General features: G+C 41.1%; 4 protein-coding genes. All 4 read right to left on the bottom strand.

Annotated features, from left to right (window positions below):
• Nucleotides 1–551 precede the first annotated feature (551 nt).
• Complete coding sequence (locus HT689_RS03130) at nt 552–1,487, bottom strand: Rpn family recombination-promoting nuclease/putative transposase (RefSeq protein ID WP_173224966.1); 936 nt, start codon at nt 1,485–1,487, stop codon at nt 552–554.
• Between the two features lie 99 nt (nt 1,488–1,586).
• On the bottom strand, nt 1,587–3,275 hold the full coding sequence (locus HT689_RS03125) for an alpha-L-fucosidase (RefSeq protein WP_173224963.1): 1,689 nt from the start codon (nt 3,273–3,275) through the stop codon (nt 1,587–1,589).
• 1 nt (nt 3,276) lies between these two features.
• Nucleotides 3,277–7,065, bottom strand: coding sequence for a sugar-binding domain-containing protein (locus HT689_RS03120; protein WP_173251447.1), 3,789 nt, complete (start codon nt 7,063–7,065; stop codon nt 3,277–3,279).
• 237 nt (nt 7,066–7,302) lie between these two features.
• The gene (locus HT689_RS03115) at nt 7,303–12,210 is read right to left on the bottom strand and encodes a ZmpA/ZmpB/ZmpC family metallo-endopeptidase (protein ID WP_173224958.1); all 4,908 of its coding nucleotides are present in this window, start codon (nt 12,208–12,210) and stop codon (nt 7,303–7,305) included.
• Nucleotides 12,211–12,258 lie beyond the last annotated feature (48 nt).

Raw genomic sequence — 12,258 nt, 5'->3', positions numbered from 1 at the left:
AAAAAAACATTTTCAGACAATTTTCACAATTTGTTCGTTTTTATAACCAAAATTATGAATTTTTTAACTTTAAAATCAGGAAAATATTTTGATTTTCTGCATTTTATTATATTGTATTAAAACCTGAAATTCGGAAATGAATTTGGATAAAATCTTTTTATTTTGAAAAGCAGATAACTTTGATACCTAAAAGGAACTATTCTACAATTTTTAAACAAAACATTCGTAAAATAAATATACAAAAATTTTTAGGTTTTTTGGCTTTTTTTCTTCCAAAAAAGAGAACCTGTCAGTTAGATGCCCAGATTCTCTGATAGCTTTCTAGCAGAGCCTAACAGAACCAGACCCTATCTCTCATATGCACTATTCTCTTAAAATTTAAAGGCAAAACACGCCAGAGTCTCCTCACCGTAGAAATATGACTGACTTCCACATTCTAATTACGACCTAAAAGTGTTAGCAGTCTCTTGATCGTCTGCCTGTTGCAACTAACAACTAAAGCTAAAATAAAACATGCTACCTCATTTTGGCAACATGTCATCTGTTCCTATTTACAGCAATGCCTCAAATTCAGCGACAGTCATACCTAATTGCTGGCTGGCAACCTCCGAAGTCAGAAGACCTTGACGGACCATATCCAGGAAGGCAAAGATTTTCCCACGCTCCAGTCCCTGTTCAATACCTTCTTCTCGCCCTTTTTCAATCCCCTCTGCACGACCACGTTCTAAGCCCTTTTCCTCAGCTTGTTCCAAGGCATAGTCCTGTGCTAACAAGGCTTGTTCTTCGCGCATACGTAGTTGACTAAACATTTTCCTGTCCTCCTCGGACCAGCTCTTGTAGTCCAGCAGTTGGTCTGCTTGGCTGATGGCTCGCTCGGGGTGCTGGGTAAAGGGTTTATTCCCGAAAAACTCCAACCACGGTTTGCGAATGCTATCTTTGCTGGTTTCTCTGTATTTTCTTAATTCCAAGAACGCCATCTTAACCAAATGGTTTTCTTGTCCATTATTTGTGATAGTTAAAACCTCACCTGTCGTGTCCTCTCGCATACTAAAGCTATGAAAAGCCAAGTCATCTGAGAAGTAGTTGCTATCCACGATTGCGATAGCGTATACTGGTGCGATATGTTTGTAACTCTGGTGTGTATCACCTTCTCGTTGACGAATTTTTTCAAGATTTTGATTGACCTGACTGCACAAATAAGCCCACAGGCGATTGATGAAAAAATTCTGATGATGAACCTGAATTTCGATGATAACTTGCGTACCATTATCCAACTCCGCCAAAACATCTATACTTGTATAGAAATCCTGTGCCGAGTACGGTACGGAAGGCAAGACGTGAATGTTGCTTCCCTCCAAAATGGTCACATTTTTTGCTGGCAAGTCCAACATATCGCGAATAAATTGACAAGTGATTTCTGGATTGCTAAAGATTTTCTTAGCAACCAAGTCATTGGTTGGGCTAATGCCCGGATGACGTACAGTCATGTTTGCTCTCCTTTCATTATAGCACATTTTTTAATCTAATTTACTAGATTTGATGCTTCTATCTATTTATTCGGAAAGGAAATGAATTGTGAAGATATTTTATCTCGTTTCAACTAAAATATGAGCTTGATCAATCAGTTGTCCATCAACAGTCAGATTCAGATAGAAATCCAAGGTCTTATCAGCAGCAAAATACAGGGTTGGTATGGTCAAATCTTTTTTGCTTTCCCCAGCTTGAAACGCAAGGACTTGAATCTCGTCCTGATAGGCGACACCATGCACACCAGTCCCCGGTTGAATCGAAATCTTAGCCTCCAAAGGAGTGTTACATTCGCTACGTTCAACCTTAAAATGAAGAGTCTCTCCCTTTGCTACAGCTAGACTTTTTTCTGCAAATGCTAGTCCCTGAACAACTTCTTGTTTTGATAAGCTAGGAGTTTTATAGAGGGCAATCTTGGTCAATACAGGCATAGATTGTGCCTCTGTAATGACCACGCGCACCTTCTGTGCCTCTACTAACGACCCTCGCAGGAGGCGCTTATGACCAACTGTAAAGCCCATGCCAAATTCCTGCCAGACACCATCTACCTCTACTTGCACATGAAAAGCAGCGATTCGTTGCCCTAGTTTCAAATCTTCTCTTAACTCAATTACATCAAAAGTTTTAGGAGATCCTAAGTCGAGTTCTAACTGAATTGGCAAGTCTGCATCGCTTGCCCAAGAACTGGTCTCAAAGCCGTCTGTCAGATGGTAACAGGCAAAGTCTGCGGAAAGAGCTGGACCAGATACCTCAGATCCCAGAGCCAAATCTTCTTTATAAAGCTCATTGCGATAGACCGCAAATTCATAGAGACGTTCAATATCCTTTGCATCAAAGAGCCCATCTTGATTCGGCGGAATATTGAGCAAGAGTGGAGTTCCCCGACCCACCGAGTGAAAGTAGATTTCGACCAACTCCTCGAGAGACTTAGGATCCTGATCCTCATGGTAGAACCAGCCTGGACGGATGGAAACATCTGCCTCACCGATTGAAAAAATAGTGCCTGAAGAATCTCCATGCTGAAGATAATCCAGCTCTGCTTCTGTTCCTAGTTTGTCAGGATTCACCTTTTGCCACAGTGGATCACCTGCATACCCTCGTTCATTGCCAATCCAGCGGATACTAGTGCCTTCTGTTGAAAAAATCAAGCAATCGCCCTGCAGTTCACGAATGGTTTCAAACCATTTTTCAAATTCATAATTAACCTTTTGAGCCCCCTCTCCTCTGGCACCATCCATCCAGACCTCAGCAAATTTCCCTCCATTTCCATAGGCAGGATTTGATAAAATCTCCTTCAGCTGTGCCAGATAATAGGCATTATAGTCCGCTTCTCGGTCCACATGATAGAGGGGACTATGGGCATCCCAGGGTGATAGGTAGACCCCCATATCCATATCAAACTCTGTGGCAGCTTGGGATACTTCAAGGAGCAAGTCCCCCTCTCCATTCCTCCAAGGACTGGCCTTGACCGAATAATCCGTATAAGCCGTCGGATAGAGGACAAAGCCATCATGGTGCTTGACCACCAAAATCAACTTTTTGAAGCCCGTTTCCTTGAGTACGCGAACCCACTCACGCGCGTCTAACTGTGTCGGGTTAAAGCGTTCAGGATCCTCCTGACCTGTCCCCCATTCCTGATTATAAAAAGTATTGGGTCCAAAATGGATAAAGGCTGCTAGTTCATCCTCTAAATAAGCTAGCTGGGCCTGACTAGGCAAGGGGCCATGCGGTTTTATTTCTCTTACCATACTACTTCCTATCTACATTTTTCTTTACTTTTTTGGCATACACTTGCAATTCTGTTAACGCTAGGGGACTGCTCAAGCCTTCAAATCGAAGACGAAGGGCATAAGTTTCCACCTTGTCAAATTCAAAACGAAGCTCCTCATCCTTGTCGCTTGAAACTTTTCGGATAGCTGATACAGGGCGCCAATTCTGCTCTTGCTTGAGCAGGGAATCCTTATCCAAATGATTGGGAGTCCGAGGCAAGCTAGGCTCATTCCCTACATAATAATCGATAAAGGTCGGCTCAACGGCCACATATTCTTGATTTTCAACATAATACAAGGTCAGGTTATCCACAAATCGCGGTTTTAAAATCCCTGCATCTCCAAAAAGAATGCCCACGCTGGCTTGCTCTGACTTGGTAATCCAAGTATTGGCTGTTGATTTTTTCCGAGCAATGACCTTGTCATTGAGGTAAGAGGCTGGGTGATTTGGCTCTGAGTGAGAAGCAAAGACCAGAGGCAGGTTGGACCCTGTCCACTGATTGGAAATAACTCCCCCATCTACACTGACATCTGTCACATGAATGGTGACTGTTGCTGGCAACTCACAGCCCGCTACTTGTCCTGTGAGCACACTTTCTCCTACCTGAGCATAGACTTGAGGTTCGAGTTCATCCCAAGTCACCTTGGCCGTATCTCGTCTACCATCTGATAAGACTAGCTTGACTCGGTCTGGTAAGTGTGGGGCTTCCTTAACAAGCGTCCAAACCTTTTCAGGCTCAATAGCGCAAGTCCCTGGGACACAAACCTGAGCAGAAGCCTTTAAATCCAAACACTCTAGCTGACCAGATACCGTAAATTCATGAAAGCTTTCTATATCTTCTTCCGAGATTGCCTCCCAAACAACCTTGACTCGTTTTGCACTACCTGACTCATAGTCCACCAAGACTGAAGATGGCAGCTGTGGATAAGTCCCCCTATCTGTATACAAGCGAAGTGGTCGTACAGAAAGTGCCTGCCCTAGTGAGGTATTTTCTGCGACCTGCAAATGAGTTTGATAGGTCTTTCCTTGATAAATAGCACTGATAACCAAGTCGCCTGCAGACAAGCAATGAAGCACTCCCTGCTTGATAATGGCGTGGGCACCACCACTCGTCTCCCAAATCACTTCACTATTCCCCACCTTGTTCACAGGGTTATCCACAGTTTGTGGATAAAGTCCAATAGCTGGGGAATCCCCTTCTTGTAATCCTGCCTGCTTGTCCACTCGAATCTCAAATAAGCGCTTAGTTTTCAATGGTTGGGTAGCCAAAGCCTCTCCCACTAAGAGATCAAAACTTGCTGGCTCTAGCCCTCTAGCACTAGCCTTTACTCTGACTAGACCTGCCTGCTCCAAGCTCTGAACTAAGAGGACACCTCTGCCATGAAATGCTTTCCGCTTAAACCGACCATTTTTCTGGGCTTGGTAACGTTCACGACTGGCCTGCCTGCCATTATCCACACCCACAATGCGAGCAGGGCCCTCAATTTTAAAATGAAGCTGATTGGAAGCAGTCGGCACCCAATTTCCATCCTTGTCCAATACATCAAAATAGAGATAAAGGAGGTCTTGCCTATCTGGCTCCAGTTTTGTTTTCTCGGCATGTAACCCGATTTTGTCTGGCTTACCTGCAGTCACCACCCTATCTTCTGCCACAAGCTGACCTTGATGGTTATAGGCCACAGCACGCAATTTTCCTGGTTGATAAGGCAAACGCCATTCGAGATAGAGTTGGTCAGAACCTTCTCCCTCTTGATATTTTCTGCCATCTGAAGTCCATTTCTCCTGAAAGGTCTTCCTACCTTGAGATTTTCCATTGAGAAATAGCTCTACAGAACGGGCATTTGAATACACTCGAACAGGGATATCCCCATACTTATCCACAACTTGTTGATAACTCTTGTGGATTTCCCAATTCCAGTGGGGCAGGATATGAACCATGGGATGCTGATCTAGGTCCAACCACTGACTTTGATAGAGATAATAGTCATTTTTAGGAATCCCTGCTGTATCCACGATCCCAAAATAAGAACTCTTGACAGGTGTGTCATTTTGGTTGTGCCAAGGAGTCGGCTCACCGATATAGTCCACTCCTGTCCAGATAAACTGACCTGCATAGTCTAGCCTATTTCTATCTGCTATCCAAGAAGCCGTCGCCGTCTTCCCCCAAGGAACCCGATCATTGCCATAGTCCGACTGTTCAAAATTCCTCACGCGGCGATTATCCCCAACCCATTCCTTAGCTGGGCGAAAATAGCTATCACGTGTTCGGGTAGCCGATGAGGTTTCAGACCCGTAAAGTCGCCACTTGGGATGTCTTTTACGAATCGCGTCAATATTATCTTCCGAGTAATTTAAGCCCACCACATCCAGCAAATTGGCTATCTTTTCATGACCTCCAGAACCATCTCCGAAGCGGAATTGGTCCATTCCCATAGTCACAAAACGGCTATCATCCACTTCCTTGACCCTTTCTAGCAAGCGTTTGATCGTCTTCAATGAATGGGCATCTCCATTTGCTTCGCTGACTTCATTTCCCAAGGACCACATAAAAATCGCTGGATTGTTCTTGCCACGCTCGATCATAGTGCGCAAATCATAATCTGACCAGAAATCGCCTACTTTCGCTTCTGGATGAGTCGCTTCTTCCTCAAAAAAGCGACCATAGTCATATTCTTTCTTGCCTCCATACCAGGTATCAAAGGCTTCTTCTTGAATAAGTAGCCCCATTTTAGCAGCCACATCCAGCAAAATACTACTGGCTGGATTATGGGTAATTCGAATTGCATTGACACCCATTTCCTTCATCTGGCGCAAGCGTCTCTCAGCAGCTGACCTGTTTTCCACAGATCCCAACGCTCCGTAGTCATGGTGCAGACAAACCCCATGAATCTTCAACCAGCTACCATTTAGAAAGAAGCCCTTATCCGCTTGCCAATCCATATAGCGGTAACCAAAGGTCTCCTCTTCTTCATCAACCAAAATGCCATTTTTATAAAGACGAGTCTTCAATTGGTAAAGGTGAGGGGAATCAATATCCCAAAGCAAGGGTTGGAAAATTGATATGGCTTGTTGGAAAGAATATTTGTCCCCAGACTCAATCACTAGAGAGTCTGTCGCCTGCCAGTCTGACAGCTGTTGTCCATCATACCAGATACTCTGCTCCAAATACACCGACACGGACTGAGGTCCATCATTTGAAACCTTACTTGTAAGCTGAGTCTCCACCCATCTATCTCTTTGTTCCTTTAGCTTGGGACTTTCTATCTTAATTCCATATAAATCCAGATGAACTGCATCTGTAATCAACAATTTTACTTCTCGGTAAATACCGCTACCAGAGTACCAACGACTGCTAGGTTGCTGATTTTCCACAAAAACCGCAAGCTGGTTGGCTGTCCCATCGTTTCTTAGATAAGGGGTGATATTATAAGAAAAGGGTGTATAGCCATTGGGATAATAGCCTAGCACTTGCCCGTTGATATAGACTTGGGCATTCATGTAAACCCCGTCAAACAACAAGCGCACCGATACAAGACTGGCATCTTCTTCCAAGTAAAACTGCGTCCGGTACCAGGCTTGACCCCCGTTTAACTGACCACCCTCATTTTGCGCTGGCGAATAATGGTCAAAATCATTGTAAATACTCCAGTCATGCGGCACTTGAATGGTCTGCCAATTTTCCCTCTGCAAATCCGGCGCCAAGGCCTCTCCTTTCCCTACCTCCTGGCTAAAAAACCAGTGATTTCGTAAAACTTCTTTTCTTCTCATATAAGCATTCCTCTTTAAACAAGTCTATTGACTTGACTATAGCACAAAACAAAAGCGCTTTCAAGATTTCCTCCATCACTCCCTAAATCCTCAGAAAAGATTCTATAATTTGTGGAAAAGTCTGAAAATCACTCCATATTCAAGCAAACTGTAATTTTCAAGAAACAGGGTCAAACCTTACAAGAGAGCAAAAAACACCCCTCTGAATGTTCATTCCAGAGAGATGTCCCTTTTGTCTTAACTATTGTAAATCGACTGTCTAAAGTCATCTGAATCTTTGAGATAAGCTTTATAAATCGCTTTTTTCAGTTTTTGAACGGGTGTTTCGATAAACTCAAACTTTTTAGCCGTGGTATTTCCTGCTTTTATTTGAGCAAGTTCTTCTTTAACAGCTTTATTCATAAGCTCTTGTAATTTTTCTTTACTATCAATCACTTCTTCTTTTCCGTTGTAATTTATAGTAATTAGTTTTAACTTACCTAATTTCTCAACACGCTCAGTTATTTGCTCTTTTTTGAAAGCTGCGTAAGATTTTCCTAAAATGTTATTGAAAATGTAAGTATCAGATAGAGGCTTGTTCTCAGACTCTGCTGCTTGCTTGTATTGATTTGACACATAAGGAACAAATCCTTCATAATAGCCCAAAGCAGCCATCAATTCAAAAGCTTGTTTTCTAAAGGTGATGTCCCCACTCATACCAGTGTCATTTTGACTAACACCATAAATGGTATCAAACATATCCACTAAATAATACCCATTAGCTTCAATAACACCTTTATCAGTAAATCCTTTTATAATGTAACGATTCACTAAAATGTTATTGTCAATTAAACTATTGATATCCGTTAGTTTTTCCGCTTCTGCCAGTGTGATTTCTGAGATTTTTTCACTCTTGTGCGTAGCTTGAACTGCTGGATTTGTGTATGTTACGGGTGTTCTAGTCCCAGTTGAAGTAATCGGAGTTATTTTCTTGAAGTATTTAGTTTTATCTGCCGCTGAAAGTTGTTTTGTTGCTTCCGCTTCTAAATAATCTAGACTATATAACACATCAAAACTTCCATGCATATAAGATTTCAAATCTGCATCCGTCTTAAATCTATCTGGTGTTTTGTTGTAGAAGCCATTTTTCTTACTTTCATCGTAAACGAAGTTTAAGTTGAAATATGTATCTTTTTCTGGTGTGTAAGAATTTTCGAAGATTCCTCTAGCATAAAACTCTGCCGCTGTACCATCTCGACGACCATGATTATTAAACAGTACTGTTCTGTCTAATAAATGCGTCATTTCGTGAGAGTAAGTCGCTGAACCTCTATCATCAAGAACTCTATCTATAAAGTAACGGACACCCACTCCATTGGCTTCTGCACCTACATTTTGCGATGGCGAGTACATTCCTAAAGGTGTCATGAAGTCTTTAACCCCTTTATCCGCTGTTGGTCCTGATTCTTTAGACCATGTTGTCGCTATTCCAGCAGACGTATTCGTCGTATATTTCTTCATCGTATCTACAATTACTCTATTTGTAATTAGTTTCGGACGATTTTCTTCTTTTGTAATTCTGTATAAAGTGTCAACATAATTAGCCTGTCTTGTGGCTGTTAGTTCTATCAATACTTTAACTTTTTCTAATTCTTCTTTATACTTAACTGGATTCGTTTTCTCTAAAGAAGTATCCATATACGTTCCGATGTTTCCGTAGGTTACCGTCGCTATGTTAGTTATAGCATACACGCTTGGTTCTTTAATATTTACCAAACCTAATAATGTAGCTACATTTTGTTGTCTTCTACTTTCTATTTGACGATTTTCAGCTCCATATTTCTCAGGAGGAGTAGTTAATTTTGTATATAAGTCTACTTTTTCATCAGGTTTTTCTTTCGAAGCTTTTTCAACTACGATAGCTTTAGTCGCTTTCTTCAACCACGTATCGCCATCCATATTAGTGAATGTAGTTCTATTGTAATCTAGGAAATCTAATAATGTTAGTTTATCTGTAATTTTACCAAAGTATTTCTCAAATGTTTTTGGACTATTGGTTAATCTTAATTCATCATAACTCATAGACCCAAGGTGTGTTAACCAATCTAAAGAAGTAAGGTCTTTTTTACCGAACGAACTTGGATTATAAGCTAGAATATCACGGATGTTGGTATCTCCAAAATCAATATTATAAAAACGATTGATATAGGATAACCCTAGTAATATTTTCTCTTTATTAGCTTCAATATCACCTTTTACTTTTTCTCTATTTTGTTGATTGTCACCTAAAATACTCAAGGTGTGCGCCGCAACTTTTTTCAAACTAGCTTCTAAATCGTTTTTAGTCGCATCAAGTGTTTCTTTAATCGATAATTTTTCAAGATATTCTTTTCGTAGAATTTCTTTTACTTCAGACTCTGTTATATTTGGATTAGTTTTTCGTAATTCGTTTCGTTTTAAGAAGAAATCTCGATTTATTTCTATGTCTGATGGAGCTAACTGTGATTTTAATTTTTCGTTTGTCAATAAATCTATAGACTTCATTTCAGTACTTGCTTGAGTTACATTCACCGCATTTTCTAACTCACTATTTTCTGGCAGTAAATGCGGTTTGTCTTCTTTAGTACCAACCAAAATTACTTTTTGGCGCATAGCTTTAGTTACTTCAGTTTTCTCAGTTGAATTTGTTAACTCTCCTGTCTCAGAATTAACTTCATAAGTTTTAGTGACGGTTGTTTCCCCTTGCTCGCCTTCACTTTGAACCTCTTCTTTTCCTTTCGGAAGTTCAGGATCATCTTTTCTTTCCTCAGTAATATCAATAGGTGACACTATCTTTTCTACGTTTCCAACTTTTACTATTTTGTCTTTAGCTGGAGTGTTTTCTGTTGTAGTTTCTTCTGAGATAGCTCCTGTTTCTTGATTTACTGTGTATTTTGTAGTTGATACTGTACGCCCTTTTTCACCCGGTGTTTCTTCTATTTTCTGATTGTAATCTAACGCTGGATTTGCTTCATAAACTGTTTTAAAAGGAATTTCTTGTGATTGAACTGTTGGTTTTGTTCCTACTGCCGTTATTTTCGCCTGCATTGGCTTAGCGACTTTTGTCGTTACAGCTGGCTCCGTCAAGTCTCCTGTTTGTTCATTTACTTTGTAGACTTTTATTGTTGTCGCTTCTTCATCTTGACCTTGTTCTCTAACTACTTTAACCCCTTTATCAAGTGACTCATCCGCAACAAACTGTTCGCGTCTTTTGACTGTTGATCTTGTTTCTTCTACATTTCCAACCTTAATAACTCTATCTACTGGATGTTTTTCTATCTTTGTTGAAGTGTTTTCTACTATTTTCCCAGTACTTTCATTAAAACTGTAAGAAGTAGTTGTCACTTCCTTACCATTTTCACCTGCTACTTCTACTTGTTGCTCTTGGTAATTTAAAGCTGGCGATGCTGTATAGATTGTTTTATAGTCCAGTACTTTTTCTTTCGTTACTGGACTTGGGACAGTTGGTTGCTCTTGGGGAGCTAAGGGTTCAGGCTGAACAGCTGATTCTGGTTCGTTTCCTTGACTTGGCTTGACCTCTGCAGATGAAGGCGTTTGTTCTGGTTGTTTTTGGGGTTCTTGTGGGGCAGACTCACCAGTATCTTTTACCCCCTCAACTGGATTCTCCAGCTGGTTCTCCTCACCCTTTTGTTCCGCAGAAGATTGATCTTCTTCGCGTCCTGATTCCACGGCTGGGCTTGCTGGCTCAGAATCTTTGGTCTCAGCAGTTTCTTTAGATGGTGGCTGGGACTCAGTACCTTGTGGGGCAAGAGTTTGATTTTCCTCGCCCCCTGATTCCATGACTGAGGTTGCTGGATCTGGTTGCTTCGGCTCGGCTTCGGGTTTGTCAGGTATTTGTTTCTCGCCCGATGTTGCTTCTGTACCCGGCGTTTCTTCTGCTCCTGGTCTTGGTTGTCCTATTCCATCAGCTGGTTTTGTCTCTGTTTCATTCTCTACTATTGGAGTTTTTTCAGATTGAACTGGTCTACCTTCCTCAGATTTTGGTGCAACTTCTTCCTTAGTCCCAACTGCAACCACCTTGTCCACCGGCTCTTTTGTAATTATATTTTCTATAACTTTACTAGATTTTTCCCCATTAACGATAGTGACTTCCGTATAGATGGTGCGTTCACCAACAACACCGTCTTGAACAACTTTAGTTTGCCCTTTAGCTAAGCTTGCATCTTCTTGTTCTATCGTTTGGAAAGCAACCTCCTCTGTAGTGACTAGCAATTCTGGTTTCTCTACTGTGGCATTTAACACACCTTCCTCAGGACTTGTTTTATAATCACTATTATTTTCTGCTTTTGGTTGTTCTACTTGGGGATTTCCTGCAACTTCTTCCTTAGTCCCTATGGGCAAAATTTCATCAGGAGCTTGTTTGCTTACAGGAGCTTCAACAATTTTCTCAACTGCGTAGGATGGTTGAGGAGATTGCACAAGGTCTTCAGTCGAGCTAAAATGAGATGTAGTCTGTGGTACAATCTTCTTAAATTGAGGTTCTGAACTTTCCTCCTTTTGAGATAATGCTGGCGACTCTATCTTATCAACAGAAAGTTCCTTGCTAGCACTATCTCTTACCAAATAATATCCCGTAAATTCATATCCTTGGACTCTTTCAGGACTTGGTAAAAACTGACCTTCTACCCTTTTAACAAGGGCTGGTTGCAATTCTACCAGATTTTCTAAAGCAGAGATGGATGCTCCCCAGCCACCAACAGCAAAGACGGTCACAAGGAAGTAAGACGCTCCCCTTTTTCTCTTGATTAAAGTAAAGGAAAGCAATAATAATCCTGCTCCCAAGATAAACATCCCATCATTAGAAAAAAGACCTGTTTCTGGTAATCTTGTAGCCAATTTTCGATAGATAAAGTAGTATTCTTTTCCCTCTTTTACCTCAATCTTATTTTCTTCAAACCATTGCAACTCAGATTTCAGCTTTTCAGATAAATCCTGCTCATCCAAATAATGACTTGAAATTAGTTTTGAACTCGTTTCGGTAGCCTGTACAGGTTGAGCACTCATACCAGCAAAAAATAGACTCGTTCCTAGCAAGACTGAACAAGCTCCTATTGCATATTTCCTCAAAGAAAAACGCTGCTTTCTCTCAAATTGAAATTCTTTCATCCCATCTCCCATCATTCATTATTACTGTATATTTAGTATATCAGAAAT

It is taken from the genome of Streptococcus sp. 2342 (assembly GCF_013276795.1).
GTDB lineage: Bacteria > Bacillota > Bacilli > Lactobacillales > Streptococcaceae > Streptococcus.
This window is presented reverse-complemented; position numbering and strand designations above follow the sequence as displayed.